A 25,921-nucleotide genomic window follows, 5' to 3' on the forward strand; every position below is an offset into this window, starting at 1 on the left:
ATGAAAAACCGCGCACTCGCTCTCGTTGTAGTGGGTGCTTGCGGCATCGCGCCGCAAGCCTGGGCTCACCAGCTCGCCTACTCGAAGACAGAACAGATCCAGGTGAACGTTGATGGTGAGGCGACATCCTGGTGCAAACCAGAAGTGGCCATCACCATGCAGCGCCCAACTTGGGATGACCAGAAGCCGCTGAACACGCTTCTATCGAAGCTCCCGTATATTCTCGGCCAGGAATGCCCGACGGCCCAGGTCACCTGGAAAGCAGTCGACGCAAAGGGGGCGGTTTACGCCACCGGCGCGGGCAATGCGAGCAATCTGGGCCTGGCCACGCTGACTTCACCGACTGCCGCTACGGCCGCTGCCGCGCCCGCTGTTTCGGTAGCCCCCGTGGCTTCTCCTCCTACTCCACCAGCAGCTGTGGCGGCTGCATCTGTACTACCAGCCGCCGCTGCGCCTACTGAGCCTGCCGGTGCAGCGCCTGTGGTTGCTGCACCGGCCCCAGCGCCTGTAACGGCACCTGTGATACCACAACCAGCACCAGAGGCTTCACCCGTGCCAGTGCAACCGGTGCCGGTGGCTAAAGTACCTGTGACGGTTGCCCCTGTAGCTGCAGTGGCCACAGTATCTGTGGAGGCAACTCCAGCCGCCGCCCCTAAGCCTGCCGCTCCAGCTGAAGCGCCGGCCGCTGTTGCTGCCGTTCCTACTGGTGACTTCGGTCGCTCATTGGTGCTGGCCAACCAGAACCTGATGGGGATTACCGACGGAAGCGGATGCAAATGGGTTATCAGTAAGTCGGTAACTGATGGGTCCGATCCAAGTCTGTCCTTTGCGTCGACACCCGCCATGCCTTGCACTGCATCAGGCTATGCCGAGGGGTCCTATGACAAGTTGCGTTGGGCGGTACCGAACACCTATCGCGGTGATACCTGGTCAAAAACAACCGTGCACCCAAGCGGTCTGATGTTCAACCAGGCACTGGTCCAAGCGGTGAAAGGCAAGGCGCTTTCTTTCCTGAATAGCCGGGCAGACCAAGCACTCTTTCAGGTGGGTGAACTGCCTGCGCGTAACATGAAGGTGTATTTGGCCTTTGAGCGCCCCAACTACCGTGTTCTGTCGCCGTTCTCCAGTGATCCGTATTATGTAGTGATCACTGCAGATGAGGCATTTGCGCTTGATGCGGTTGAGTTGAAGCGCGCTGTGGTTGAGGTCTACCAACTGGTGAAGGCAACGTCGCCAACGACCGTCGGCCTGTCGAACCTCTTCTTCGCCAAGAACTTCGAAGCCCTTTACCCCGAGGGATACGCGTCGGAAACCAAAGACAGCATTCTCAAAACGCGTATGGGCGAGAACCGTGGTGAGTTTTACTTCGATGCTCGCCAAGGCAATAACTTCGCCCTGCGTCGCGAGGAGATCCGCCTGAGAGAAGTACGTCGTCTGCAGCAGCAAATGGCTGAGCTGCACACACGCGTCTTGGCGCGTTACGAACAACTCAAATCCGGGATGAAGGAATTCGAAGGTCGGGAGGCTGAAGCGCTGGCGCAGATGGCCGGCATCAAAGTCACCTTCCCATCGCCGATCGCAATGCAGGACCCGAACTCTTCAAAGTCCGCTGTGCCGATGATGATTCACGTCACTGGAAAGAGCGGCGACTACTACGAGGTCGATTTCCCACGTAAGGGGCGTGTACAGACTGATGCTGAACTGGAGAGCCAGTGGTACGTGCTGCCGGCGGCAAACATGACACCCTTCCTGCCGCTCGAAGACGGTCGCGCCGTTCCTACGTATCGCGTGTATACCGCTGGCGCGGCTGAGGTCTGCAAGCAAGACCACTGTGCTGACAGAGTGTCATTTGGTGCCGTACTGGCCAAGGAATTTCCTGGCGCCGGGATCGACTTCAACTGGACGCCTGCAGTCTCTCAGCAGCACGTGATTGATTGGCAGCAAGCATCCGCTCAAATTCAGTAAGGCAACCGACTATGAAAACGATGAACAAGAAGCACATCCTCATCGCCGCTGCGGTCGCCGGTATTGCGATTCTTGCAGCTGGTGTGGGGTTATCGAGCTCCGGCAAGAAGCAAGCGCTGCGTCAGTACGATGAGATGAAGGAACAGTACTTCCTAGAAAACGTCCTGAGCGAGGGAGATATTTCCTATTCCTTCTGGTCGGGAAACGTCACCGTTGAAACACCAGAAATCCGCCTGGTTGCAGCAGAGACCAACGGCGCAGATAAATTCCTCAAAGGGATTATGGGGCTGCTCGGTGGAATGGACTCCGGGGCAAAAGAGTCTGCCCTGGTCGAATGGTCACGGTATCTGCTTTCGACCAGTACTGGTGGCGGCCGTGCCGGTGGCGTTTACTTGAAGGCCGACGCCCTCAAGGTTAGCCGCGAAGGTGATAACAAGAAGGGCGAGATTCATGTCCAATTGTTGGGCATGGACATGAGTTCTCCTTACCTGTCGCACAAAGGCACGGATGTGGTCCTGCCCTCGGAAGTAGCGGATGAGATCCAGCCGCGCGCGGAGATGGATCAGTACGGAGGCGTGGTCAAGTCGCCCTACTCGTGGGGTAGCAATATCGTCCAACGTCTGCCGTTCACTGGTGCATTTATCATCGGCGCTACAGGGCAGTTCGGCACCAAAGTTGACTTGGACTTCAAGCTCACGCGCTCCAGCGACGGCGAAGGCTCGGTCGAGTTTGTAGTGGTGCATCGTAATGACGGCAGTGAAGTTGGCCGGATTGTACGCGAGGCTAAATTTGCGTCCATCCCAGAGCTTGACGATGTCCAGGTGCAACTCAAGAGCGCGCTAAGTGGCTTCATCATGGGGGCTTACAGTACGTCCATGGGCCAGGCCGTAATTGCGGAAGCCGCAGGTGACTTTGCTCGTAAGACCAAGGTGTACAGCTACTCGCTGACCTACAAAGGCTTCGACCAGTTAAAGGAGTCGTTCGACGAATTCAAGGCCGCTACCAAGCGTGAGGAGTTCACCGGCTTTTGCAATGAAACAGGCCTATCAGGTTATCAGAGTGACTTTGGAGTCAAGGGCAAGGATCACAGCGATTCGGAGTGCGCGATCGCTCAAAAGCTGGCTACCGATGCCAAGTTTGAAGAGTCCTACATTTTCAAGGAGGACAAGTCGTTATTTTCTGGCCTTTTCGTGAGCAAAAGCTTCACGCTTGAGACGAACTGATCATCAAGTTTCCTAGAACCTGGAGTACGGTCCGCCGTACTCCACGGTCACTAAAAAAATCTCAAGACAAAGGTAAGAATTTCATGACGAGTGTTTCCAAATGGGCAATCATGGCGTTCTGCTTGATGCTGCTGGCTGGTTGCGGTTCAAGCCAGGACAAAGCTGAAGAATTGGTCAAGTTGATGGGCATGGACGTCCAATACAAGATGGTAGTGCAAGTCGCAACGTCGGGTTATGCATCCAAATATCGCGAAGTCGCGCCAGAAAAAATCAAGGCCGTGATCGAGGACAACATTTCCCAGGACCTCTTGAAAGATACCTTGGTCCAGGTATATGCGAATCACTTTGATGCCGACGAGCTCGAACTGATGATCGAGGCCAACAAGCATCCTGATCAGGCGATGAAAATTATTATGAGCTCTAAGGACGGCATGAAGCTGGCAAAAAAATCCATGGACGTCCAGGTGGATCTGCAGCGTGATATGGCCAAGGCGTTCGAGGATCGCGATGAGGACATTGTCGACGAACTGGACGACCTCCGAAAGGATGCCCGCGGCTGATCCTTCATTTGCTCCGAACCACGGTAATCGACGCGGCTACTACGAACAGTTCGAGGTAGCGTTTGGCAATTCATGGAGGGTGGGATGAGGTTTATTTTGGTAATGCTGCTGGTGCTCAGCGGCTTCGCTCACGCCGGTTGCGGCAGCATCAACAACGACGATCAACGCGCCTACTGCTATGTCAAAGAGGGGAATGGGAGCTGCGCGAGCATTAAGGACGACGATCTGCGCGCTACCTGCTATGTGGAGGCCGGCAATGGCAGTTGTGCGAGTATCCGTGATGATGACAAACGCAAATACTGCTACGTGAAAGAGGGCAACGGAAGCTGTGCAAGCATCAACAATGACGACTTACGTAACGCCTGCTACGTCGAAACAGGCAACGGGAGTTGCGCGAGTATCCGTGACGACGATCAGCGATACTTGTGCTACGCCAAGACTGGCAATGGCAGCTGCGGGAGCATCAAAAACGATGACTTACGACGTCAGTGTGAAATGGTAAAGCGCTGACTGGCTTGCTTTAGCCAGGCCGGATAAAGGAATCTCACCTACAAAAAATGCCAGTCAGGTAACTGACTGGCATTTTTCATTCTGCGGCTAACGATCTTCCAAGCTGAAAAGGCGAGTGGTTCAACCGCTCAACCCAGTACTTCGCCCCTGGACTTGCGCTTGAATCGCCGGCGCAGGAAAAACACCACAAACAAAATAAGCAGCGTTCCTACGGTGAGGAAAATCGTGTTGAACCAAGGAAACGGCTCTTCGCGACTGTTCGTGGCTTCGATGTCTGTTATGTTTGGGAACACGGACAAGATTTGAATGCGCCAGCCGTAATAACGAATGAGAGCCAGCTGCTGGGCATCTCGTGAGTAACCCTGGGCCTTTGCCTGAATGTCGGCCGAGTCAAACTTGAAGTACCACGGAAAACTCCACCCGGTATCTTCATTGCGATAGACCATTACGTTTTTCGATGTTGGGTGTTCAGTGTTAATGAAATACACATCCCGGGTAGGGCCGTCTGCTGGGTTTTCAGCATTGATGACGCCGTCATCGTCCACACGTTTTACCTCAACGCCGGTGATGGCCACCACGTCGTACTGCGGTAAAACATAAAACAGACCCAGTCCCGCACCAGTGATTACGAGCAAGATTGCGCAGATAACCACCCCTTTAATCCACTTCATTTATGTGCTCCATTTTGATCGTCGAATTCTGCCCCAATTAGATCTTGGGTTTTCACCTTTGACCGCTGGGGTGCTACTAAACTTGGTTAGCAAATGTGTAGGTGCTGCAGTGATAGTAACGACGACTCAAAAAAAGCCCAGGAAATCTCCCAGGCTACTTGTTTTCTGAAGAACGCGATCGCGTTCCGATCACCCTGGCTTATGCAGGTGCTGTGTCAAATTCCAGGCATTCGGAAAGTGAGGTGAACTCAGGTCGCCGGCAGACCCAGGCAGTAAAAGCGGTGTAAGCCACCGTTAAGCCTGTGATCAGAGCCATTGTTTGCTTCTTCTCTCGACTGTTTCTCGCAGCAGCACGCACTTGAGATTCACCTTTGCGTCGAGCACTGTTCGAAAAGAGAGACGCGATCAGCATTCCAATCACCGCATAGAACACGGTGATGAGAGTGAGCTTGGCAACAATAACTAGGGTGATACTCAGAGCTCCCTGGTTTGTCCGGAAGGTCGCGAATACGGCGTATGCAATGGCCAAGATAATCCCGGTACCCAACGCTATCCCTGAGACCAAGCCAGGCATTTCAAGCCAACGAAGGATCAGAGCCGAAACGGCACCGATCGCGGGCAGCGCATTCGTGATCGCAGCATCGGTGTAGTCGGTGTAGATCGTGGCAGCCTCTGTGTGGTGTCTCCAGATCGCCAGGCAGGTGATCATAGAACCTATCAAGAGCGTGTATTTCCATGTCGGGCCTGCCCAGAAGGCCTGCCACATGCGTAACACTGCTGGTTTCTCAGCTACAGACTCAGCAGGGCGCACTTGCTGTGCCGAAACCACATAGGCTGGGCTCTGAGAGGAGAGCGCCGGTTGCACACTTTGAGACGGTGTCTGAGCCACCTGATGCTGCTGAGCAGATTGCTGTCTTTGTTGACGGGATTGTTCCTGAGCGATCCGGTACTGCTCATCTCTTTGGGAGCTGGCAAGTTCCTCTGCCTGGCGCTGAGCTTCATACTCATCTTTGCGCAGCTTCTCTTCTGCAGCGTATGCCTTACTTTTTTCAACGCGTGAGTAATTATCCAGAAAGGTGACACGAGCTCCCATGGTTTGATCGAGACACTTCTGGGTGGTGCACTGATCTCGTACGGACAGCCACTCGCGTTGTGACTGGCGCAGATCATCCGGGTGCTCTGTTTCAGCGAGGACTTTTTGATAGGCTCGATCGAGAATACTGTCGACGCCACTCAGATAGCCGTCTTTACAGATGCTGGACTCCGCGAAATTTGCAGCCTTTGAACAATCAAAGCTCGCTGCCATTGAGCTACTAGTAACCAATGCCAGCGTAAGTGCGAGAGCGTTGCGAATTATCATCCGGTTCATCCCTAATTCCGTTATTCAGTGCCCGTAGCAGGGCATAGTGGTATCGGCCGGGCATGTGAATACGTGAGGAGAACATGCATGCTCGTGTGGACGCGTCAGTTAAAGTCTTGAGCAGCAGCATTTCCTTCCCGGGGAATTTTTGTTGTCAGATGCCGACGTTGACAGGGCTGTACTACCAGCCCATCTTTCCTAGAAGAACGTCACCCGTTGTGGAACATAGCCGGTCAAGAGGCTACCTATGTTGGCTGAATTGCTGCCCAAACCGGTGTACCGTCACTACCGACGTCATCTTGGATTTCACTGCAAATTGCCGTTGGGGCATCAGAGCAAGAGATCCACGAGATTATCGCGGCAGGATTCGCAGCCGAGGGATTCAAATTGCTTAGCGAATCTGGCGTGTACGACGCAGTCGCCCTTGAAAAGATTATGCCGGTTGGGACCCTTAACGCCCGATTGGCTCGCCGACAGCGCTTAAATCTGGACGAGAGTGATCGGTTGTTCCGACTTGCACATGTGACAGCAATGGCAGAGGCGCTGTTCGGAGACGTCAAAAAAGCCCAGCGCTGGCTGAGCAAGCCTAAGCAACGTTTTGCCAAGGAACAGCCCCTCGCACTGTTATCCACTACCCAGGGCACTCGGATTGTCGAGAAACTGCTGATTCAGGTTGCCGAGGGGATGGTCTTATAACGAGTGCACTGATCTTTGGTGGCAAGTCGATGAGCCACGCTACATCGATTTTACAGAAACCAACTCTACAAGGCGGTAATTCTTCCTGGCCGCTTTGATCGCCTCCTGTTCTGCGAGACGCGTACTGAGCGTATCCGCCTCATGGACCATTGTGTGCTTCCTACCCTCAAACTCATTACCGATCCGCAGCGTGACCCTTAACACGGGGGTGAACGCTTTCACCGATCTTCTTTTTCTCCGCAGCCTTCACTGGCTGGATGTTCGAGTTATCCGAAAGATTGTCATGTTCATGTAAGGCATGAGTCTGCGCAAGTGGCAGCACCGCCAAACAGTGCTCGGCGAATCTTTGCTTCAGTGAGGTCGTGATCTTTGTATATAGCCTTGGCGTAGGTTTGAACTTGCCGCTAGTGCTTGGCTCGGCCGCAAATTGTCGTAATTCTCATCGGCTTCGGCACTGCCTTTTCAAAGGCACGTTTGCATTTACCCAAATATAACTGTCAATGTTTGGAAGCGTTAAGAATCTGAGGTCGGATGCCTCTGTCAATCTTCCACTTTTCGCGTTCCTGATGCGTCAATATCAGGCGCAAACATTGACTGTCAATGAGCAGTTCACTTACTCAGTGGGAAAGCCCAATCTTGCTGGCCTACTGCTGTGTCAATGGTTAGAGACGTAGCTGATACGTGTGTCCACTGCATGGGCAGCTCCTAAAGGTATTTTTTGAAGCTTGAGACGGTGATGTAGACGGACACACCCAACAGCACCGCGCAGGGCAACAGAATCAAAAGGGGACTGATGCTGATGGGGATGGCCAAGTAGACCGTCCAGGGCACGATGGTCAGCGGAATGATCGTCCCCCGGGCTTTGTGATACAGGTAACTTGACTCGCGGCCGGAGCCGAATTTTCGTAGATCACGCCGCACCAGGCCATCGACCAAGCCAGTGAACGCCGCCAGGGCGAACAGTGGAATCGTCAACGTCAGAATGACCATTCGCACACAGAAGGTCAGGACTGTGTATAACGCGGCTAAGCCATAGTCCTGGAATTTGATCATCGCCCGACCGAGTTCGTAGCGAAGGTTCAAGGTTCCCGTTTGTTGTGGTGATGTTAAGCGAGCGTACTGTGTCAGTGCATTTATGTTGTCCTGCATGCCGGTTTTCACCATCAGCCAGTCATAGACCGTTTGTGCCAGCCAGGTTGCCGTACGCCCCGGTTCCTTGATGACAACGCTGTGCAGCAGATCCTGGGACAGCCAGCCCAGTTCATGTTGGAACATCTGCTGAGCATGTTTCCAGCCGGCATCCGGCCAGAACGTGTACATGCAAAGCCATTCAACGACGATGGCGCCGAGCAAGGAGCCGAACATCACCCCCAAGAAATGAAAAGGGGTAGAGAACAGCATGCCCAGGAAGTTTTTTTGACCTTCCTGTTGTTGCTGGGCTTTTTCCGCGATATCGGCCATGGCTCTGTTCCTTCAAGCCTATGCGGCTTTTCCGTTATTGGCCATCTGGCGGAAGTCGTCTACCAAGTCATCAGGAAGCGACTCACTTAATGCGTCATATCCCGGTGCTTGCCACCAGTCGCTGCTGGTTCCGGATCCTTTACGCATGCCCTCAACCAAGGCCTGAAGATCCTTGGGCATCACTTCATCGGTATCGCTTGCCGGCAACGGCATACGAATCTTCCACAAATTCCCGCCCTCTATCAGGGCAAAGCATTGCCCCTTGGGTAGGGCAATCACATGCGCCGGTTCGATCATCGGTACGCTGACACTTTGGATCTGATCGTGAGTGTTAGAGGTGAAAGCGGTGTTGCCGTTAATAGCGTCGTTTGCACTGCTCGCTGGTGTACTGGTAAACACCTGGACCTTTGGCAACTGGTTGGTCAGCAGCTCGGCGGTTGCAGTCTCACGTACACGTAACATGAACAGGTTGTTGAAGTTACCGATGACTTGGCCAGCTTTAGCCCGGTTACCGATTTTTGCCTCAATATCGCTCATGGTTTGGGTGTAGGCCGTGACCTGCATGCCGGCACCACCGCCTTTGTTGATCATCGGTATGAATTCATCGCCCATCAGTTCGTTGAATTCGTCCGCATGTACGTTAATTGCTACCTTGCCGCCGGTGGCCCCGGGCAAGCCATCATCGATGCCAAACTTATAGATGTGACCCGCAACTGACACCAGATCGCTGAACATCGAGTTGCCCACCGCTGCAGCTACCTCTGTATCAGATAAAGCGTCCAGGCCGACATAGACCACTGCCCGTTTGCGGATGATCTGCATCCAGTCAAAGATTGGACGTGGGTCCTCAAGATCCAAGTAGTCGGGAGATAGCAGCTCTGCAATCCGGCCTGTGGTCAGTTTTTCCAGCAATGGCAGAAGGCTGGCCACGATCTTGTCGAAATAGGTTTTGTCATAGCGTACGGCTGATCGCAGACCCTCCATCACTGGGTCGGAGATGCGTTGCTGAGTGAGGTACATGTCCAGGGCCACCACGCGTAGCGGTCGATCCTTCATGGCGAAGCTGAGGTTCTTACGATCGATCTTTCCTTCCAGCTCAACGATGGTTTGCCAGGCTTTGGGATCATTTTCAGCAAAGTACTTCTGCGCATACTCGATGAACAGCGCGTCAATGTTTGTCACATGCTTGAGGATCTGTTCATAGTCCGGTCGACGTCCAAGTGCCACGAGGGCGCGCGCGATGATGTTGACGAAACGCCAGGCGAATTCACGGAATGCCGCGGAATTGCCTTCCCCCGAAAGTTGGCCGGCAATGCGGGTGGCAACCTCCGAGATCCGACCAAACCGGCCGACGGCGTTGTAGCGAGCGGAGTGATCGGGCCAGCCCAGGTGGAACACGTAGAATTCCTCCAGTCGGTTTGCGCGCTTGCATTCGATGTACATGCGCTTCAGGAGGTCTGCGTCGCCTTTAGGATCGAAGACAATCACCACTTCGCGGTCCAGGTCCAGTTCTACATTGCGCTGGCTTCGATGAACGGGTTGCACGCGTCGCCCCATATGAACGCGGCGCCGGGGGCTACGGCGGGTACGCCTGATGTCTTGGGTGATAAACAACTCTGCCAGGCGGGTTTTCCCAACACGAGTAGTCCCCAATACAAGGGAGTGTCCAACCCGCTCACCCAGTGGCAGGCTGACATCCGCTTCGTTCGGCTCTATACCGTGTAAGCGCGGTAGCCCCCCGACTGGAGGAAGTGGACGCGCCGGGTTAAATGGCACATCCCACGAGGTAGCCTTTGACAGCAATTTGAGTGGAAAGGGCGCGAACTCCAAACGCTCCTCAATTCTGCGAGCAAAGGTATAGATAGACGTGGGCTCGACATACTCGGCGTATTTTGGGAGGTAAGTCTCCATCAACCGCTGAGTATGTTTTTGGGTCCAGCGAAAGCCTTTACCGATGAATAGCCGCTCATTGCTGACCGGCATGTCTTTGCTGGTCATGGTGTAGTGGGGTAGGCGCCGAATATTGCGTCGGTAACGCAGCACCACCAATGCCTGTTTCAGGCGGACGAACCCCAGACCCAGAAAGCCTGTGCCGGCAACCATCCCGAATAAGGGCGTCAGAGCAACCGCCCAGGGCGCTAAAATACAAAGCAACGCCGCAGCGACACATACGCAAACTGTGTACAGCTCGACGGCAGGGCGTAGTAACGATTCAATGGTATAGGAGGTGGCCATGGATCATTTCCTATGAGTGATAGGGAACAGTGGCCCCACTGTTTCGTAATGGAAAACGACTGGCTTGCCTGTCTCAACGATCAGCCCATAGGACTTGGCCAGGCGGTATATGGGGTGGTAACTGTTGAGGGAGTTGACGTGATCAGCAATGCGCTTTCGCCAGACCTCCAATGGCATCGCTGCCTTGCTCAAGTTACACGGCACGCACGCGGGCATCATGTTGCTGATGGTGTGGTTCTCCGGCAGCCCCAAAATGATGGCGCCGGTGTACTTGCCGTTCACCCTTTCAGGTTCTCGCCATACTGCTTCCTTGTGGTCCGCATGCCACCGGTCTCCCAACAGCACACCGCAGTATGCGCAATGGCCCGCGAATTTAGCGTGAAGCTCGCAGCGTTGCTTCTTGGTCAGCTTCATGGGGCCGGGATCCTCCTTTGATGCGTGATGATGAATTGGCCAACTCTTGCCTCGCTTGCTCAACTGCCTCGGGCAGGCGTTCTTTCAGCCGCTGACATAGCTCCACCTCGTCACCAGGTACGCAGGCGATGACGGTGCCGCCATAGAGCTTGGCGACATAGGTGACCTGTTCAAAAAGCAGTTGGCCTGCTCGTGGGTCATCTGGTTGCTTGATGACCAAGGTGATGTGCGTAAGAGAGGCCATACCCTGGTTACTGCTGGATCGTTGTGGCAGTGATCAACAGCGGGTAATGCTGGACTCCCAGGCGCTGTGCCAGATCATTTGATGGTGCCGGGACCAACTGTAGATTTCCTGCCCATCGTTGGATTTCGGCAAATCGCTCGGCGCTGGCCACGTTAACCACAAGGCCGACTGCCTGCAGTTGCTGTAACTGATCGCGGCGCTGTGATAACCACTTTCTGGAGTTTTCATCGTCGCCTACAAGAAACAATGGTTGCAGGCCAGGTGCATTGATTACCCGGCCCTGGACCTGCCCGGGTGTCAGTTGGTCAGAGCGCACTGGAAACGAGCCTTGCCCACGCACACCAATATTGTCTGACTGTGCGGACTGCTCGGTAGGTTCTGGAGCCAAGTCCTGGTAGTAGGGCAGAGCGGAAACACCCCCTCGGTCTTCAACAACAATCAGCGAGGTGGCATGCACCGCTATGGGGGAGGCCAAACACAGCAAAACAGGCAGATGCAGCAATCTATTCATGGATTATTCGCCATCAGGTTGATACCGGTGACCCGGCTGAGGTGTTTGGCAAAAGCTCGTCGGTAGCGGGCAGCGGGTTCACCTCCGGCAGGGCGGTGGTACCGGCCAGCAGCGGTGATCCAATCGCCTCCTTTAGCTTTTTGCTCAGCCAGGATCTGGGCCGTAACCGAGAGGTTTTTGTACGGATCCAGCCCTTCGCAGGGATAGCTATAACGGTGGCCGTTTGCACCGATGTTGGTTTGTCCAAGACCGACGTCGACCCTACTTGGGCCTGCGGTCTGAAGGGCGATCATCAACGCTCTGCAAGCATCGCTGCGTGTCGCAAAGCGATATCCGGCGCCGGCGACATTCAACGTCCAGGGCCAGGGGACGATCTGGCCGCGAAGTCGGGTGCCACTCTCTTGCAGTGCAACGGAGTACAGCACCTCGGACGGAACGCCGGCAGGCAGGGCAATCAACTGATAGGCCGGTGGCGGAACCTCGGCACCGTTAGCAAATGCCGCGGTGAGCAGTAGCCCCCCCGTTAAAGCCGCGCGAATTACAGACGCTGCCATTGTCCATTCACCTCGCGTACCACGGCCGGCAGCTCACCGCCGAGTCCAAGGCCAAGCCATCGACCGGCATCGTGATTCAGTGTGATCTGTCGGCTTCTCACGCTGGCCGGTTCGACTCCGGCCAAGATGGCCCAGCGGCGAATTATTTCGTCATCACCTTGACTACCAACGAAGTACAGATCAAAGGCCTGTTTCTGGTTTTGTAAGTCTTTGACGCGGTCAATACATGCGTTGCAACTGTCTTGAACAAAAACGGCTAGTCGTCCAGTGCCTTTCACAGCAGTTACCGCTCCCGAGCCTGGAGCAGATGCAGGGTTGGACGATAGTTGAATGACTTTTTCATTGGGGTAAAGACGTGCGAAGGCTTGGTCATAGGCCCTTTGGTACGCCAGTTCCTTATCGATACGCTGTCGCTCGGCTCGCACCTGCAGCTCTGCATAGCGTCGGCGCTCCTCCTCCGACTTCGCTTCGATGCCAAGTGCTGTCAGAGGATCCAGGCCTGGCGAATAGATTCCGCGAGGACCTTCCATCACAGTTTGAAAGCGGGACCATTCTTGGGGGGTTAATCCCCACTCGCGGGCGAGTTCTGTCTGACTGGCTCCTTGAGAAGAGTTGTGAACTTCACTGTTCTGAGTGTTCGAGATCGACGTTGATTGCCCCGAAGCCGCATGACAGCCGTATGCAAACGCGAAGGTGGCCAAGCCTGCAATGAAACCCAAAATGTTCCTGGGCTTCATTGTTTTCGAGGAAGTGGTAGGGGAGTGCATAAAGGAGGTCCTATTGCGCGACGGTTACGGTTTGAGGTGTTCCGGCCACGTCAAAGCGTGCGGATCTTCCGTCCAGCGCGTTGAGTCGCCAGGCGGTGCCCGCCACAGCGTCACCAGGTCGGATAAGGTAAATTTGATTCAACTGCGTGCTGCCAGGCGGTGCTACGGACAAAAAGCGTTCTCCGCCGCGATACTCGATACCGACAACGGTAAAAGGGGGTGTTTGCGGTGTGACAATGGTGGTAGCGGGCGGTGTTGGCCGCTTTGGTTGGCGGGCAACGGGCTTAGGCTTGGGCTTGAGGGGAACAGCAGTGGCTTGTTTGATTCGTGACTGACTGAGTTCTTGAAGACGGCTATCGAGTGTTTCGACGCTGGCTTTGAGGACTACCAATTCACCAGTAGACGCAGCATTTTGAGAGATTTCCTGCGCTGACTCCGTCGCTTGCTTTGCATACGCTTGTGCGGCATCAATTCGATTCGACAAAGCCTGCTGCCCGGCTCGGAAGTCCTCATTGGTCACCAGGTGGTTGCCGGCTACCGTGTCCAGTCGCTCATCGACTTTGCCCAGCCGCGTCAACAACGCATCGAGCGACTCTTTGTTTGCAGTCGCAGCTAAGCTGGTGCTGAGTTGGGAGAGTTGATGATGCTCATAACCCAGCATGCCTGCCAGTATTGCAAGGCAGAGGCTGAGTATCGCTGTGGTTCGAGTAGGGCGTGGTAGGTTCATGGGCGTCCTCGCGCAAAAGCCAAGACACCCTCTCAAACCGCTCTGTTACGTGCATTAGGAAATAGGTTTTACAGGCCGATTGATTTAAGTCCTGCGGAGAGGTGCCCCCACAGGCAAGCCAACGAAAGAGCTTCACGGTACATTCAGGGTCGACGATCGCCGAGGTCGGAGAGAAGCTGCGCATCACTGCTGATGGAGTATTTACCATTGCAAGTGACTGATTGAGCGGAACGCGGTCAAACGAACCTAGTCAATCTGGGTCTCAGCTCGACGTGCCACTTGGCATCGCAGAGCGAGTACCGCTCAAAACTTCGACAGTGACAGGGGCGGCGGTGCTTGAGGCTACAAAGCATGTTATTAGTTAGCCATGATCTGTGTCGTGATGTTCTGCCGTCAGATGTATTGTTCCCAAAATAAAGCAGCCCACTGTGTCGCTCAATTCAACGTTGAATAGGACTACCACAAGAAATTTGAGTCTGACTCCAGTCTCTTCTTCATTATTATAATTACTCGACAGCAGTAAACGATCAGAGTCGACCATCGACCAAATAAAATGGACTCTCGCATTGCGAGGTCAAATCCATGACTCGAAAGCCCCATGAACTCTTTCATCGGTATGTAGAATCTGTTTGCTTCGTCTATATGAATCTGAATAAGTCCATTGAAAACTATTCGCCCAGTGCGACCGTTTCCATCACGAAAGGGATGGATGCAGTTAAATGCTCCAATGAACACCGGCGCCAGGAAGCAGCTCGGAAGGTTATTGGCGTACCCAAATTTCAGGAACGAGTGCAGCTTGATTAGTTCGGATTTCACATGGCGCCAATCCAAAAACTGCCAGTAATCTCCGAGGTGGTCTGGTTTGGTAATTACATTTAGTTCTGATCTGAGCTTCACTGATTCTTTGTTAGCGTCAGTCGCTATGCTTTCAAGCAATTCAATGAAGGTCGAGGATTTAAGGTGAGGGATTCTCTTTATGTCTGCCAGGTAACTTTCAAAAATTGGTAATTCAAGAGTCGTGCGTTCTCCAGTTACAGAAGGCGACCCATATTTAACGAGCATGAATTCTGATAGAGGTCTTTCTAATGACGCTAGAGCTCCCCTAAATCTTACAGTTTTGTTATCCGAAGTTAATTGCTGTGCGATTGCCTCGTTGAGGAAAACTGGTTCGAATCTGACTAGGTCGGAGAGAGCCTCACTAGCTTCATCAATAAGCGTGTTGGTGTAGGTTGAGATCCCCCCTATGGGGGGGTATTTTGGCGATGAGAAAATGCGCTTGTGCATGATTTTACTGTATTACTCGATATTCTATATTGCTCTCTGGAGCTTTATTTTCTCCCCAGTCTAGGAGGGTTTTTATCGCGGAAAAATCTGGGTTTTTCTTAGTTATAAAAACAGTTAATGTGGAAACTTTGTTGCAGCCGGAAGGTCTTTCGATTGTACGCAAGTCTGAGCATTTTTTGCTTATTAACGCGGCGCCGACGATTTTTTCACTTTCGTAAATGATGGCGGATTTTTCAGTACATGATCGGAAACGACAGCCGGATTTCATTACTGCGTTTTTTATACCTTCAGGGGTTCTCAGAATGATGTTGGAGTCCGGGTCGGGGTTGGACAGTCCCATGATGATCTGATCCACTACCGGCGAAGAATTTACTATGTAGGTACCCTTCATATCCCCAAGGTAATTTTGAAGCTTTTCCTTGTCCTGTTCGGCGCCTTCAGTGCTGTTTGCAGCAGTACAGTAAAGAAGCAATAGTGAGTAGGCTAAACAAAATGTATTACGAGTAAAAAAGTGCATGCTTGTTCCTGCCCTAGCTTTAGCATGGATCTGCATCGGATGGCATGCGGTGTGTGTTAATGTCATTCTGAAGAAGCGTTGCTTCTCGCGCTCTTCGCTCATGGTACGCGTCACCGAAGTTGTTTAAGTTATTAAGTGCCGCTTGCCAGTTACCTGTCGTAATTTGCACCCAGAAGTTTGGGGTGGCTACAGCTAGATTGGTGCCATATTGATAGGCTAAGTCAACTATTGCTGTTTGAGTTCCAGAGGGGAGTTGATCAAAGTTCGCAAAAGTAGCTGCATTGTCAAAGTTTGTAGCCACTTGTGACATTACATTACTTAAGACGGAGCTGTCCATCAAATCAGCGTTAGCTTGGGATACAGTAAGCGGATTAGCTGACAAAAAATTGTTAGCCTCTTGACCGGTTCTCCCTGTATAGGGAAGCAATTGAGATATCAAGTCAACTGGCCAGCCAAAATTGGCCATGCTTTGCTCGGTGCGACCACCCAAGTCAATGCCAGTAGCAACTGTTACGCCACTGCTCGCGCCTCCTGGCCAGTAACCGTTCAGACGCTGTTGGCCTTCACTAGTCGAAATAAATGCATGGTCTACATTTCGAGATGGGTTTACACACAATGGATTTGGCTCGTGTTCTGGCTCGCCATTTCCTCCATCAGGATCTGTCGGGCTTGGGCCATCCGGGAAATCTCCAGGATCTGGTTCAGGTGCAATTACAGTAATGTCGGGAAGCGTAATGTCCGGGTATGTATCAGTGCTTTGGCCGCCACAAATTATATACTGCTCAGAAGCTTTTAGTTTGCGCATATAAGTCCCTTTTAAGAGTGTCGGTTTGATTATTGTCTAGTCTTGTTCGATAAAATCTCTATTGCAATATTTCCGAACAATCTGTCGAGAGCGGTTTTTGATATGCGTAAATACCCTCTTCTCGGATCCTTGATTAAAGAAAATTGTTCGTTGGTTTCCACTAATATTGCATAGTGGTTTTTGCCAAATAGAATAATTGAGGGGAGTGTTAAGTTTTTTAGCTCGTGTTCATGTAACCACCAGCTTCTGACTCTTAGTCCATAGAGACGAAAAGTCGATGATAAATCCCTTATGCTGACTTTTTTTATGCCGTCGGTAATTTTTTTAGGGATAATAGGCAGGTGGAGAGTAGGCTCAAAACTATGGGAGCATAAGATCATTTGTATGCATGCCCAAGCGCACCCATTAGAGGTGGTTTGACGAATCATTGGTGTTTTAGGCATGTCATAACCTCCATGTTTAGTAGTAAGTAAGCATAAAATTGTTACAATTTTAATTCTGCTTCCTTGATTGCAACTGCACACACCACGAATCGGTTAACCAACTGGCTGGGATTGTTGGCGGTTTAAACGTTTCACAGACGTGCACTGACTGTCTGGTTTGCACCTGCTAATTCTTCCCATCTGACCGAAAAAAAAGGCCACCCGAAGGTGGCCGTCAAACTATGAAGCAATGAGCTGCCTTGCAAGTGTCATTTCAACTGAGTCACCATCTTGGTTCAGCGAGTCGAGACCAGAGTCTGGCACATCTCCCGACGTGCTTTGAGCCACGGCGATTTTCTTGGCCATCAACTGCAGGCAAGTAATCTGAGAGCTGTCGGCATAGCCAAAAAAAACCACCCGCACCGGCTGCTTTTGCCCAATCCGCCATGACCGTCGAGCTGCCTGTTGCAAGGTGTATACGTTGTACCCCGTCTGCAGGAACGCAATGGTCGGAAAATCGAGCAAATCCAACCCGGTCTTGACCAGCTCCGGGTTAGTGATCAGTACGTCGACACCTCTGTCTACCTGCTCGAGGATCCAATCCTCGCGCCTGGCGGTATCCACTGACGCCCTCAGGACCGCTACTTTTAAACCAGATTGCTCCAGCAGTCGTTTCAGGCGAGAGGTGGTGTCTCGCGTGCCGCTGTACACGGTATAGGCCAGAACCTTCCGGCCTTTGGCTTTTTCCGTGAGGCAGAGGTCGAGCAGTGCTTTCTCCTTCGGCATTATTTGCTCATCTGCAAAGATCGAGGGGACGAACGCCAAGGTATCTTTGCTACGAGGGTGCTTAACGATCTCCGGTCGAAAGCAGCAGTCAGGCCAAGCCAGCAGCACGTTGAGTACTACCCCTAGCAAGGTAGTGTCTCGACGGGCCAATGCTTGGCGAAGTTCCTGCGTCAGTTTTCCTGCCAATTGCTGATAGGCCGACGCTTGTTCTGCAGACATGCTGATATCGACAAATTCCTCCTGGTACGCCGGCAACACGTTGCCACCGATATCTCTAAGTTTCAGAAACACGGTGAACGGCAACACAAAGCGGTGAATGCCTTTAGGGCCGAAGCCTGGGGCTTTCACCGTTCGCACCGAGAGTTTTTTTCCCTTGGCTGTTTTGTGTGACACGTTGTCCCGCTCGGTGTAAATGTCCTTCAATACGCCGTGGTCGCGCATGAATGACATCGCGGCCGGAGCCATACTTCCGCGCGCGTTTGGTTTGTAACCGTCCTCGATCATTCGCCGGGTAAGTATTCGGAACAGGAGGTAGAACAGATCATCTGCATAGCCACCCATGAGGGTGCCTGTCAGCAGCACGGTTTTACGTGCTTTCGCTGCCAATACACCCATAGCTTGACCCTGGGCCGAGCCACTGTTTTTGTATTCATGTCCTTCATCCACCACCAACAGGTCGAAATATCCGTTTGGTAGGTAGCGTTTGATGAACTCGGTGGGTTGGTAACCGCCCTCGCCAAAGCCAAACTCAATGTTGGCCATGGCGCGCTCCATGCGTTTGGCTTGGCGGTCGCTGAAGATGAAATTGCCCTGAGCGTCCATCAGATTGATGAATTCGCTGACGTTGTCGATCAGCATCGAGGCGAGGAAGTCCTCCCCGAAGTCATTCAGCAATCTGTCCGCACGTACTGGACCGATAGTCGGAATCCGACACATCGATTTTAGTATGGTCGCACGACGAGTTCCGTTGTCGGCTTTGCCCGGGCGCATCAGCGTCCAGAGTTGTCCTTGGCAATAAGGGCAGCTCCGACGGCGTTCCTCTCGGTGAAACTCTTCGACAGTCACACGGTTGCCTTCTAAGTCCTCCAGAAGGCGTCCGCAGTCGGGGCATCCTGCGAAGTTGTATCCGCCGCTGGCGCGACGTGGCCAACATACCGTACGCCAGTGATACCCCATGCGCATTCGCACGCGTCCGAGAATGAAGAACTCTTTACGGCCATCGTAAGGATCCCCCAGTTGGTCACGTAGCTTGATCAGCTTAACCAGCGTATCGGGTCCATTGAGAACCCACACGCGTGCGTCTGGGATGGTTTCGAGTATCTCCCGTCGCCATTTGTAGACCAGGTGTGGAGGCGAAATCACCAAAGTGCGGCGGTAGCCCGCACTGTGCATGACAGCGGCTACAGCGATGGCCATCATGGTTTTCCCAGTGCCCATTTCTGCATTGATAACGGCTGCCTGCTCGTTGCGGTCTAGCAATAAAGCTGCAACGGCCTGCACTACATCAGCTTGAGCAGGGAACGGCTGGCGTTTGAGTTCGCTCATAACCCGTTGATGGGCTTCGTTGATGCTGCCGGAATAAACCGGTGGGTTAGAGCGATTGAGGGAGTCCAATAATTCATCACCGAATTCGTCGATGAACTCAGTCAGGCCGATGGCCAAGGGGGATACAGAGACTTGGGATAGGTCGTTCATGAGTGTTTCTCCAATAGGAACGAAACAGGGTATGCACGACACCCCGACGGGTATGGTGAATACCCTGCGGGTTGGTTAACGGATGGCCAGGTTGGCGTGGTGGGTCAGTAGTCCGATGGCAGCAACACGGTTGTTGCACTGCGGTCAGCTTCGGTGATGATCCAGAGCCGGGTCTCATCGCCGGCGCATATGTCATAACAGGAGAACAATCGATCCCCGTAGGTCAAAGCCCGTTGGTTACTGCTCCAGTCTTCTTTGGGCAGTTCCCCCCAGTCACCGGAGAAATGCCGTCGCAAGTAAGTGCTTGGATCGAGATGTCCATGCTCAATCAGGTGGTGCACTGACTGGGTCAGCACTAAGCGGCCAGGTTCAAATGTCACTCTTGGTGGTGGGGTAAGTGTTGGCTGTGTCACCGCCTCATCAGGCTCATGCGGCGTATCGGCCGTATCCGCCGATGAACTGATGGTGATCACGCGGCCTTGGTTGGCAGAGCCTGGCGTCATGTCCCATGCCCGAATGATGGGCACGAAACGATCAGTCAGGATCCTTACCTCGGACACGTTGCCGTCCTGGTCTTCGGTGAACTCGGTCTTGCGGACCTTATCTTTGTAGGTATCGCCTTTGAGTACCAATACTCGGCCGGTTTTGGATTTCACTACGCCGGAAATCGCACCGGCAGCCAATGCCAACGCCAAGTGCCAGCGCGACAGCTCCCTCACGGGAGGTCGTGGCTGAGCGCCGCTTTGACCAAAGTGCAGTGTGAAGTCAGGCCACATGCCACGAAGTCTTTTGATTTCTTCGCTGAGCTGTTCAGGTTCAAGGCTGATACGGTAGAAGTGTTCCAGCTCGTTGGATGCCGGGAGAACCCTGTAGGGCTCCCATGGCCAACTGGTTGGTAACGCTTCCGCGCTCAGTGTGCCGGCACCGATCGCCTGAAGGCGTGCGCGTACGTTTTTGACCTCTTGCGGTCGAGCGAGGTCCTGCCGGCGGATTCGTATACCGAAGATCACTACCTGTTTAAAAGTTGGATCAGCGGCTTTGTAGATCCGCAGTTCAGTAAAGTGATTGCATAGCCAACCACACAGCTCATCGTCCAGCACGTAGTGCGGAACAATCAGCACCAAGACTCCCCCGTACTGCAGCAGTGGTAGCGTCCGTTGATAGAACATCTTCTCCAGGCGCCGACGGCCGTTACCTTGGTACTGAGATGCACCTGCATGGTCAGCGACCAGGTCACCGTAGGGCGGGTTGAGCCAGAGCAAGCCGAAGGCCTGGCGGCTGATCATGGTGTCCATCAAGTCGCTGTGCAGCACGCAATCCAGCAGTGTCTTGCTGTGTTTGGCACGCTCCTGGTCATACTCGACTGCGTAGGTCTCAACGCGGTCACGCCCGAGTGCATGAGCAGCTTCAGCTAAGGCAACGCCTTCGCCTGCACAGGGATCGAAGATCCGCATCTTCCCGCTTGGGGATGGTGCCAACGCTTGTAGGGTGAGTTCCAGCGTCGTTTCGTCAGTGGGGTAGTAGCCATTGCGAGCGAAGTTGCGCGCCAATCGTGGGAACATCAAAGCCATGGTGAGGCTCCTGGATCAATGCTCAAACTGAGCGTGGGTTGAGAGCTGCCCCTGGCGAATGAGCTCGCCTAGGGCTGTTTCGAGAACGTCGAGTTGCAACGTCAAACGCCATGCCGCAACAGCACCGGACGTTCCAGGTAACAGCTGCAGCATGTCGTGTTGGGTGAGCAACCCCATTACCTGCTCCTGCCAATGAGGCAGTAGCGGTAATGGACAGGTGTCCTGTATCAACGGCCAAAGCCGTTGATGAGGTGACTGCCCGTTCTCAAGAAGGGCGTAGGCGAAGTGGTTGGCCCGATCCGGCTGTACGCAGCGTCGGTCAAACAACCAGAGGTGAATCAAGCTGCCGAATAACGTACCGCGCATTTGTCGCGTGGTGCGCTTCTCCAACAGATCGATGTTGGGGAAAACAGGAAGACTTCGGCCATCTACAACGATGTGAAACTGGCTTAGACCATCTTCTGTCGTGCCGAGGGTCAGCCTGGCCAGGAACTCCTGCAGCGCCGTGTCTCGACCCCATGCAGAAAGGAACACCAGGTTGCGTTGTTCGTCACACGCGCAAGCGTCGACGAAAAGATCATTGCACTCCTCGATTGGGAAGAGCGGGGTAGGGCTGGGCATGGGAACCTCCACAATGGAGGGGGAACCCGCCCGGAGGGGCGGTGAGCCCCTCGGGGGTGTTAGCAGTAAGTGTTATTGCTTGGGAAACAGCAGGTTGTCCGATTTGAACGTTTTATCGTTCGGGTCAAACGAGACCGTCTCGTCTTGAAATAGAGGGCTGTGCCCAGTGAGAAAAATTTGCCCTAGGTATTTGTGGCGAAGGGCAACGGCGGCATCGGCTTGTTCTGCCGTCATTTCGAGCTCCTCTACGAAGAAGTCCCAAAGCTCCTCATTCGTCGACACCTCGTTATTGGCGAGCTGATCTTCGATGTTTTCAAGGATTTCTTGGGTCAGGTTATTGAAGATTGGATTCATGTGCTGCTCCTGCTAAGTCGAGGAGCGCCCAGGAGGGGGCCCCTCATGGGTTGTGCCGATTGGCTTGGCGTATCGCGGGCTTCGTCAGGTATTGGAGATATTCCATACCTGCAGTTTGAAGTTGTGTACATAGCCGAGCTCAGAGAGCCGACTGCACTGTTGGCGTAGTTGCTGACGATCAACAGTTGTGTCCAGCCTGACTGTATCGCTTAGAGGCCAGATTGTGCCGAACAACTCGGCATCTGCCTCGAGGTCGTTGGTTCCGCCGGTCGGGGTCATCCCAAACGGGGCATCCTCTTTTGATACCTGTTTATTGGAGGCCGGTACTGCGGGCGGACTATTCCGCTGCACTGGCTTGGAGAGGTTGGAGGAAGACTCTTCATCCATAGGGTCAGGCTCGTTTGGCGAGAGCCTGGCGGCGTCTTCTGGTGTCAGATTGTCGACGTCGTCGAGGCTCATGCTTTCCAGCTTTGCACGGATCTCAACGACCAGGCGGCCTGCTGTGGAGTAATACGAAGGACGGATCTCCGTTATCAGAAAGTCGCCTCGGTATTTGCCTTCATCGTACTGATCGAGGAGTGCGTCTTTGATCACGAACTCACCGATAGAGGTCGAGAGCCGTCCGACGTTGAATTCGCCATTACGGCCGCTGATGGTACGGATGGCCAGTTGGCCGGGGATGTTGATCATGGGCAGCTCCACACTGCTACGAATGAAAAAAGCCCGACAGATGTCGGGCTTTGGGTAGTGCTGTGAATGTCGAAGGATTACGGGCAAGAAGTATGAGTTTCATCCTTGAGTGAGATGTACAGATAGAAAACGCCTGGCGGTGATTCTATGCGGTCAAGTTTTAGGTCCAGCCAGACCCGATCAGTGCTATTGCCGGCAGGCAATAAACGATAGAGGCCGAAATGGATCTGTGTGCTGTCAGGTTGCAAATGCAGTTCTCGGTAGGCCTCCAGGACAACTTCGCCCAGTCGCTCACTGACAACACTTGCATCCTGTGGGTTTTCAATATGCACCGCTTCCTGCCAGGCCCGAGGTGTTAAAACGACCGGGAGCTTGAGCAGGTCAGACGACACGAGGTTAGTGGTGGTTTGCATGTTTATCTCCAGGTGCGAAAACCACCTGGCCCGTTCGGGAGATGGTTCCCGGCGGGGTATTGTTTGCTGTGTGATTTATGCTGTCTTTCGAAGGCTTGCTAGAATCGATTGGTACTTAGTCACCTTCTCGGCCGATAACTCTGCCCAGAATGTGTCGCCCATCCTTTCCGCTTCTGCCCCTTGAGAAAGCCAGAGGTTGATTGATTTCTGCGCCTTCTCCATTTCCGCTGCGCAAGTAGCAGTTGAAGGGACTGATGCAGAGTTTGCAGAGTGTGTTAATAGCGAGTTAGTAGTATTCGGGATGAATATGTTCATCTTCCAGTTCCCAGCGAGCTCTTCGATATTCCTTGAGAAGTCCGTACTCCGATAACAGTGGGCTGTTTTTGGGAGTGAATTCATCTCGATGGTCCATCTTTGCCAATGAGATAACGCCATCCAGAACTTCTAACCAAAGGTCAGAAGTAAGGGTGTAGCGCGGGTCGTCATCGGGATCGAGCGCCGGGTTGCTCGGAAGTAGTTTATCCAGCTCGCTGTAAACACTAGCTTGAGCAGCTAAAAGACCAATTTCGGTCAGCAGCGGCAGTCGTTGAGGATTCATCATCATGGTTTATCTCCAGGGTTCGGAAATCACCAATCCCGAAGGGAGGCGTTCCCTTCGGTACGAATATTGAAAGGCGCCCAGGGGGCGCCATGATTTCAATCATGCAGATTGACGTTGTTCAGGTTCTGGTTGTCCTTGGGCGTCATCCGAATCATCTCCAGCAGCACCATCCTGGGCAGGAAGGGGCTCAGCAGAGTCTTTCGGTTTGGCTTCATAGACAGTTACCCCATCCACCTTGATCCAGCCGATAAACAACAGGCGTCCCTTGAGGCTTGCTCCAGGTTGACCTTTTTTATCGCCTTTTTCGTAGGTAAATGCGTCGGTCCAGATATCACCGATTCGGAAGCTCACAAGGACCTTCTTTCCGGCTTCAACGGCTGCTTGGCTGCGACGAATCAGCTTTTCAGCTTCAGCGCCGACCACGTTGCAGTCGATATAGGAATACTCGGCATCATCCATCGAGCCGCGCAGAGCCGCAACGGTAACTGCCATGAATGGCTTACCTTTGCCGCGAGGTTTCACTTCACGGATACGGTTGAGATAACCGATACCAGTGGTGTGAAGGTCGAAGAATTTTGCTTCGTTGGATTGATTAGTGCTCATGGTGATTCTCCAGTTTCGAAATAACAGAAAGCGGAGAAACACTTCGCCCTAGGGGGAAAGTATTCCCCGCGAGGGTGGGTGGAGCTTAAGGTTTTTTAATGCATCAGCTTCATTGCAGCAATCATTACACCGACAGCTGCAGACAACATGACGCCCATGCGAATGGTGAGCTTGACTTCAAGCTGTGAAATCTCAGATTTGAACTCTGCAGCAAGAGCAGTTAAATCTGCCTTGGTAGCCAAACGTGAAAGCATGTCGGTCTCCAAAGCTTCAATAACAGCATTTGCCTTCTGTTCCGGGACGTTAATCGAAATCAACGCCTGGTAGAGAGCCAGTTCAGTTTTCATCAGACCTCCAAAAGTGAGAGGCCTGCCCTGACGGGGTAGGCCCGTCATGGGTGGGAAAGGTGCTTCCATCGACTAAGTCGACTGATCGCGCTACCGGAAGCTATGGCGATCTTGGGAGTGGATCAATGCGGAAAACCGCATCGTAGTCTTGCGGATCCAGACTACTTGGGCATGTTGCTGACGACGTCAGCGATACATGTGCAGATCATGGAAATACGATTGTCGCTTGTCAAGCCCCTACCGTAAAACTCTGAGGAAACCTTCCCGTTGGGAAGGCTCCCTACAGAGGCGAAGGGCGCAGACTTAGCAAGTTGCTGGCACCAACGAGCGTGCAGCTGGCTTCTTACGCGATTTCCGAGCAGGCTTTTCGACCACTCGAGTGTTAGCCGCGTACCAAAGGTTCAGGTCGACACCTTTACGAGTTATTGCCGGTACATGATCCATCTCACGTACGAGACGCTCAGGTACGCAAGGCGGTGGAAGCAACGGAGCTGCTTTGGTATGGATAGCTGTGGGCGCAGCGCTGGATTTCTTAACCGCACGCAGAAACTGTCGCGTGATGGTGCCAAGCGCGAAGCCGAAGCCATAAGCAAGTTTGGACATGGTGATTCTCCTGCAGGTTGAATGCGGAGAACCCACTGACCCTGTTGGGGAAGTGATTCCCCGCGAGGTGAGTTGCATAAGGTGCTTCCATCGACGATTGTCGACCGACCGCGCTACCAGAAGCTCAGCGGTCTTGGGCGGATCTGACACTAACATCGTGTCGCAGTCTTCAAGATCCTGACTGCCTGGGCATGATGCTGACGACGTCAGCAAAGCACGTCCATATCATCGAAGGGGGATGGTGATGTGTCAAGCGGGGAGGGGATATTTCGGGGAGGGCAAAGCAGGTTCAGGACGACAGGAGAAGCTACCGAGAGTAGCTGGGTCAACAGTCACTCTCGGATGTAGTAAGAAGCGTCTTTCAGAAAAAAATACCACCTGTGCGGGATGAAGGCGTTATTGATCCCTGGGCTGTGATCTGAACGTCTTACTTCCAACACCTGGCCGATTATCGTGGCTGAGGCCAGCTAGCATAAGGCACGCATCCGCGCACAAAGGGAGCCCTGCGTTTCGCCGGCGGGCCACCGGCAAGGAAAAGCAGCTACCAATAGGTAGCCTGATCATCCTTTGCAAGATGATCAGGCTACCTATTGTGTGAGCTTTAAAAAGTGTGGGCCACAACACCAGTGTGGCCCTTAGACTACGGTGCTTCGAACCTCAACAGAGCCCTATGTGCCTTTGAACTCGCAATTCACGAGTTAGACGGCTGCG

Annotated in this window: 29 protein-coding genes; 5 read left to right on the plus strand and 24 right to left on the minus strand. The window is 53.3% G+C overall.

Annotation, left to right across the window (positions count from 1 at the left end):
• The 4 genes from TX24_RS17460 to TX24_RS17475 all read left to right on the plus strand — a co-directional run bounded on the left by TX24_RS17460 (position 1) and on the right by TX24_RS17475 (position 4,258).
• Complete coding sequence (locus TX24_RS17460) at positions 1-1,965, plus strand: hypothetical protein (RefSeq protein WP_057710745.1); 1,965 nt, start codon at positions 1-3, stop codon at positions 1,963-1,965.
• Between the two features lie 11 nt (positions 1,966-1,976).
• Positions 1,977-3,188 carry a hypothetical protein gene (locus tag TX24_RS17465; RefSeq protein WP_057710746.1) on the plus strand — a complete coding sequence of 404 codons (1,212 nt, stop codon included), beginning with the start codon at positions 1,977-1,979 and terminating at the stop codon, positions 3,186-3,188.
• Between the two features lie 83 nt (positions 3,189-3,271).
• A complete protein-coding gene (locus tag TX24_RS17470; RefSeq protein WP_238994525.1) occupies positions 3,272-3,748 on the plus strand; it encodes a DUF2059 domain-containing protein in 477 nt (158 codons plus the stop codon).
• A gap of 84 nt (positions 3,749-3,832) precedes the next feature.
• Positions 3,833-4,258 carry a hypothetical protein gene (locus TX24_RS17475; RefSeq protein WP_057710748.1) on the plus strand — a complete coding sequence of 142 codons (426 nt, stop codon included), beginning with the start codon at positions 3,833-3,835 and terminating at the stop codon, positions 4,256-4,258.
• A 128-nt stretch (positions 4,259-4,386) separates the two neighbouring features.
• On the opposite strand, the gene TX24_RS17480 is transcribed toward TX24_RS17475, so the two are convergent.
• Positions 4,387-4,929, minus strand: coding sequence for a DUF1523 family protein (locus TX24_RS17480; protein ID WP_057710749.1), 543 nt, complete (start codon positions 4,927-4,929; stop codon positions 4,387-4,389).
• 199 nt (positions 4,930-5,128) lie between these two features.
• Entirely contained in the window at positions 5,129-6,298 is a 1,170-nt protein-coding gene (locus TX24_RS17485) for a hypothetical protein (protein ID WP_169878783.1), read from the minus strand.
• A gap of 378 nt (positions 6,299-6,676) precedes the next feature.
• Here TX24_RS17485 and TX24_RS17490 point away from each other — a divergent pair, with 378 nt between their 5' ends.
• Positions 6,677-6,985 (plus strand): antitoxin Xre/MbcA/ParS toxin-binding domain-containing protein, encoded by a 309-nt coding sequence (locus TX24_RS17490; protein WP_229999808.1) that lies wholly within the window; start codon positions 6,677-6,679, stop codon positions 6,983-6,985.
• A 705-nt stretch (positions 6,986-7,690) separates the two neighbouring features.
• On the opposite strand, the gene TX24_RS17500 is transcribed toward TX24_RS17490, so the two are convergent.
• The 22 genes from TX24_RS17500 to TX24_RS30975 all read right to left on the minus strand — a co-directional run bounded on the left by TX24_RS17500 (position 7,691) and on the right by TX24_RS30975 (position 25,210).
• Positions 7,691-8,446: a TIGR03747 family integrating conjugative element membrane protein gene (locus TX24_RS17500; RefSeq protein ID WP_057710750.1), complete on the minus strand. Its 756-nt coding sequence runs from the start codon at positions 8,444-8,446 to the stop codon at positions 7,691-7,693.
• A gap of 18 nt (positions 8,447-8,464) precedes the next feature.
• On the minus strand, positions 8,465-10,681 hold the full coding sequence (gene traD, locus TX24_RS17505; protein WP_057710751.1) for a type IV conjugative transfer system coupling protein TraD: 2,217 nt from the start codon (positions 10,679-10,681) through the stop codon (positions 8,465-8,467).
• A 3-nt stretch (positions 10,682-10,684) separates the two neighbouring features.
• The gene (locus tag TX24_RS17510) at positions 10,685-11,095 is read right to left on the minus strand and encodes an HNH endonuclease (RefSeq protein ID WP_057710752.1); all 411 of its coding nucleotides are present in this window, start codon (positions 11,093-11,095) and stop codon (positions 10,685-10,687) included.
• Entirely contained in the window at positions 11,055-11,339 is a 285-nt protein-coding gene (locus TX24_RS31880) for a hypothetical protein (protein WP_153838941.1), read from the minus strand. Before TX24_RS31880 ends, TX24_RS17510 begins: the two co-directional genes overlap by 41 nt.
• A gap of 7 nt (positions 11,340-11,346) precedes the next feature.
• Positions 11,347-11,850, minus strand: a complete 504-nt coding sequence (locus TX24_RS17515) for an integrating conjugative element protein (protein ID WP_057710753.1) — start codon at positions 11,848-11,850, stop codon at positions 11,347-11,349.
• On the minus strand, positions 11,847-12,404 hold the full coding sequence (locus TX24_RS17520) for a lysozyme family protein (RefSeq protein WP_032877907.1): 558 nt from the start codon (positions 12,402-12,404) through the stop codon (positions 11,847-11,849). The genes TX24_RS17515 and TX24_RS17520 overlap by 4 nt, the downstream gene beginning before the upstream one ends.
• Entirely contained in the window at positions 12,389-13,141 is a 753-nt protein-coding gene (locus TX24_RS30960) for a TIGR03759 family integrating conjugative element protein (protein ID WP_082628823.1), read from the minus strand. Before TX24_RS30960 ends, TX24_RS17520 begins: the two co-directional genes overlap by 16 nt.
• A 40-nt stretch (positions 13,142-13,181) precedes the next feature.
• Positions 13,182-13,898 (minus strand): hypothetical protein, encoded by a 717-nt coding sequence (locus TX24_RS17535; RefSeq protein WP_057710756.1) that lies wholly within the window; start codon positions 13,896-13,898, stop codon positions 13,182-13,184.
• Positions 13,899-14,354: 456 nt separating this feature from the next.
• The gene (locus tag TX24_RS17540; protein ID WP_057710757.1) at positions 14,355-15,182 is read right to left on the minus strand and encodes a Fic family protein; all 828 of its coding nucleotides are present in this window, start codon (positions 15,180-15,182) and stop codon (positions 14,355-14,357) included.
• A 4-nt stretch (positions 15,183-15,186) separates the two neighbouring features.
• The gene (locus tag TX24_RS17545) at positions 15,187-15,801 is read right to left on the minus strand and encodes a hypothetical protein (protein ID WP_157255554.1); all 615 of its coding nucleotides are present in this window, start codon (positions 15,799-15,801) and stop codon (positions 15,187-15,189) included.
• The gene (locus tag TX24_RS30965) at positions 15,719-16,504 is read right to left on the minus strand and encodes a pesticin C-terminus-like muramidase (protein ID WP_082628818.1); all 786 of its coding nucleotides are present in this window, start codon (positions 16,502-16,504) and stop codon (positions 15,719-15,721) included. The genes TX24_RS17545 and TX24_RS30965 overlap by 83 nt, the downstream gene beginning before the upstream one ends.
• Positions 16,505-16,533: 29 nt before the next feature.
• On the minus strand, positions 16,534-16,947 hold the full coding sequence (locus TX24_RS30970; RefSeq protein ID WP_082628819.1) for a cysteine peptidase family C39 domain-containing protein: 414 nt from the start codon (positions 16,945-16,947) through the stop codon (positions 16,534-16,536).
• Between the two features lie 219 nt (positions 16,948-17,166).
• Complete coding sequence (locus TX24_RS17550) at positions 17,167-19,407, minus strand: DEAD/DEAH box helicase (protein WP_057710759.1); 2,241 nt, start codon at positions 19,405-19,407, stop codon at positions 17,167-17,169.
• A gap of 104 nt (positions 19,408-19,511) precedes the next feature.
• Positions 19,512-20,978 (minus strand): DUF6094 domain-containing protein, encoded by a 1,467-nt coding sequence (locus TX24_RS17555; protein ID WP_032877898.1) that lies wholly within the window; start codon positions 20,976-20,978, stop codon positions 19,512-19,514.
• Positions 20,979-20,993: 15 nt separating this feature from the next.
• Positions 20,994-21,599 (minus strand): hypothetical protein, encoded by a 606-nt coding sequence (locus tag TX24_RS17560; protein ID WP_057710760.1) that lies wholly within the window; start codon positions 21,597-21,599, stop codon positions 20,994-20,996.
• A 72-nt stretch (positions 21,600-21,671) separates the two neighbouring features.
• Positions 21,672-21,953 (minus strand): hypothetical protein, encoded by a 282-nt coding sequence (locus TX24_RS17565; RefSeq protein WP_032877894.1) that lies wholly within the window; start codon positions 21,951-21,953, stop codon positions 21,672-21,674.
• Between the two features lie 84 nt (positions 21,954-22,037).
• On the minus strand, positions 22,038-22,643 hold the full coding sequence (locus TX24_RS17570; RefSeq protein ID WP_032877891.1) for a DUF3275 family protein: 606 nt from the start codon (positions 22,641-22,643) through the stop codon (positions 22,038-22,040).
• Positions 22,644-22,720: 77 nt separating this feature from the next.
• Entirely contained in the window at positions 22,721-23,056 is a 336-nt protein-coding gene (locus tag TX24_RS17575; protein ID WP_032877890.1) for a hypothetical protein, read from the minus strand.
• A 286-nt stretch (positions 23,057-23,342) separates the two neighbouring features.
• Positions 23,343-23,660: a hypothetical protein gene (locus TX24_RS17580; RefSeq protein WP_032877888.1), complete on the minus strand. Its 318-nt coding sequence runs from the start codon at positions 23,658-23,660 to the stop codon at positions 23,343-23,345.
• A 96-nt stretch (positions 23,661-23,756) separates the two neighbouring features.
• On the minus strand, positions 23,757-24,260 hold the full coding sequence (locus tag TX24_RS17585) for an STY4534 family ICE replication protein (protein ID WP_008437365.1): 504 nt from the start codon (positions 24,258-24,260) through the stop codon (positions 23,757-23,759).
• Between the two features lie 95 nt (positions 24,261-24,355).
• Positions 24,356-24,607 carry a hypothetical protein gene (locus TX24_RS17590; RefSeq protein ID WP_008437363.1) on the minus strand — a complete coding sequence of 84 codons (252 nt, stop codon included), beginning with the start codon at positions 24,605-24,607 and terminating at the stop codon, positions 24,356-24,358.
• A gap of 303 nt (positions 24,608-24,910) precedes the next feature.
• Complete coding sequence (locus TX24_RS30975) at positions 24,911-25,210, minus strand: hypothetical protein (protein ID WP_081883297.1); 300 nt, start codon at positions 25,208-25,210, stop codon at positions 24,911-24,913.
• Positions 25,211-25,921 lie beyond the last annotated feature (711 nt).

Origin of the sequence: Pseudomonas lactis, from assembly GCF_001439845.1 — a bacterium.
Classification (GTDB): domain Bacteria; phylum Pseudomonadota; class Gammaproteobacteria; order Pseudomonadales; family Pseudomonadaceae; genus Aquipseudomonas; species Aquipseudomonas lactis.

What these genes read in the sequence shown, in the direction of transcription:
- TX24_RS17540 (WP_057710757.1), bottom strand. Translation starts at nt 15,182, where the DNA reads ATGCACAAGCGCATTTTCTCATCGCCAAAATACCCCCCCATAGGGGGG.
- TX24_RS17575 (WP_032877890.1), bottom strand. Translation starts at nt 23,056, where the DNA reads ATGCAAACCACCACTAACCTCGTGTCGTCTGACCTGCTCAAGCTCCCG.
- TX24_RS17580 (WP_032877888.1), bottom strand. Translation starts at nt 23,660, where the DNA reads ATGATGATGAATCCTCAACGACTGCCGCTGCTGACCGAAATTGGTCTT.
- TX24_RS17520 (WP_032877907.1), bottom strand. Translation starts at nt 12,404, where the DNA reads ATGGCAGCGTCTGTAATTCGCGCGGCTTTAACGGGGGGGCTACTGCTC.
- TX24_RS17470 (WP_238994525.1), top strand. Translation starts at nt 3,272, where the DNA reads ATGACGAGTGTTTCCAAATGGGCAATCATGGCGTTCTGCTTGATGCTG.
- TX24_RS17545 (WP_157255554.1), bottom strand. Translation starts at nt 15,801, where the DNA reads ATGAGCGAAGAGCGCGAGAAGCAACGCTTCTTCAGAATGACATTAACA.
- TX24_RS17480 (WP_057710749.1), bottom strand. Translation starts at nt 4,929, where the DNA reads ATGAAGTGGATTAAAGGGGTGGTTATCTGCGCAATCTTGCTCGTAATC.
- TX24_RS17590 (WP_008437363.1), bottom strand. Translation starts at nt 24,607, where the DNA reads ATGAAAACTGAACTGGCTCTCTACCAGGCGTTGATTTCGATTAACGTC.
- TX24_RS17535 (WP_057710756.1), bottom strand. Translation starts at nt 13,898, where the DNA reads ATGAACCTACCACGCCCTACTCGAACCACAGCGATACTCAGCCTCTGC.
- TX24_RS17565 (WP_032877894.1), bottom strand. Translation starts at nt 21,953, where the DNA reads ATGAATCCAATCTTCAATAACCTGACCCAAGAAATCCTTGAAAACATC.
- TX24_RS17510 (WP_057710752.1), bottom strand. Translation starts at nt 11,095, where the DNA reads ATGAAGCTGACCAAGAAGCAACGCTGCGAGCTTCACGCTAAATTCGCG.
- TX24_RS30960 (WP_082628823.1), bottom strand. Translation starts at nt 13,141, where the DNA reads ATGAAGCCCAGGAACATTTTGGGTTTCATTGCAGGCTTGGCCACCTTC.
- traD (WP_057710751.1), bottom strand. Translation starts at nt 10,681, where the DNA reads ATGGCCACCTCCTATACCATTGAATCGTTACTACGCCCTGCCGTCGAG.
- TX24_RS17550 (WP_057710759.1), bottom strand. Translation starts at nt 19,407, where the DNA reads ATGAACGACCTATCCCAAGTCTCTGTATCCCCCTTGGCCATCGGCCTG.
- TX24_RS31880 (WP_153838941.1), bottom strand. Translation starts at nt 11,339, where the DNA reads ATGGCCTCTCTTACGCACATCACCTTGGTCATCAAGCAACCAGATGAC.
- TX24_RS17585 (WP_008437365.1), bottom strand. Translation starts at nt 24,260, where the DNA reads ATGAGCACTAATCAATCCAACGAAGCAAAATTCTTCGACCTTCACACC.
- TX24_RS17560 (WP_057710760.1), bottom strand. Translation starts at nt 21,599, where the DNA reads ATGCCCAGCCCTACCCCGCTCTTCCCAATCGAGGAGTGCAATGATCTT.
- TX24_RS17475 (WP_057710748.1), top strand. Translation starts at nt 3,833, where the DNA reads ATGAGGTTTATTTTGGTAATGCTGCTGGTGCTCAGCGGCTTCGCTCAC.
- TX24_RS30970 (WP_082628819.1), bottom strand. Translation starts at nt 16,947, where the DNA reads ATGCCTAAAACACCAATGATTCGTCAAACCACCTCTAATGGGTGCGCT.
- TX24_RS17500 (WP_057710750.1), bottom strand. Translation starts at nt 8,446, where the DNA reads ATGGCCGATATCGCGGAAAAAGCCCAGCAACAACAGGAAGGTCAAAAA.
- TX24_RS17555 (WP_032877898.1), bottom strand. Translation starts at nt 20,978, where the DNA reads ATGGCTTTGATGTTCCCACGATTGGCGCGCAACTTCGCTCGCAATGGC.
- TX24_RS30965 (WP_082628818.1), bottom strand. Translation starts at nt 16,504, where the DNA reads ATGCGCAAACTAAAAGCTTCTGAGCAGTATATAATTTGTGGCGGCCAA.
- TX24_RS17515 (WP_057710753.1), bottom strand. Translation starts at nt 11,850, where the DNA reads ATGAATAGATTGCTGCATCTGCCTGTTTTGCTGTGTTTGGCCTCCCCC.
- TX24_RS30975 (WP_081883297.1), bottom strand. Translation starts at nt 25,210, where the DNA reads ATGTCCAAACTTGCTTATGGCTTCGGCTTCGCGCTTGGCACCATCACG.
- TX24_RS17570 (WP_032877891.1), bottom strand. Translation starts at nt 22,643, where the DNA reads ATGATCAACATCCCCGGCCAACTGGCCATCCGTACCATCAGCGGCCGT.
- TX24_RS17485 (WP_169878783.1), bottom strand. Translation starts at nt 6,298, where the DNA reads ATGAACCGGATGATAATTCGCAACGCTCTCGCACTTACGCTGGCATTG.
- TX24_RS17460 (WP_057710745.1), top strand. Translation starts at nt 1, where the DNA reads ATGAAAAACCGCGCACTCGCTCTCGTTGTAGTGGGTGCTTGCGGCATC.
- TX24_RS17465 (WP_057710746.1), top strand. Translation starts at nt 1,977, where the DNA reads ATGAAAACGATGAACAAGAAGCACATCCTCATCGCCGCTGCGGTCGCC.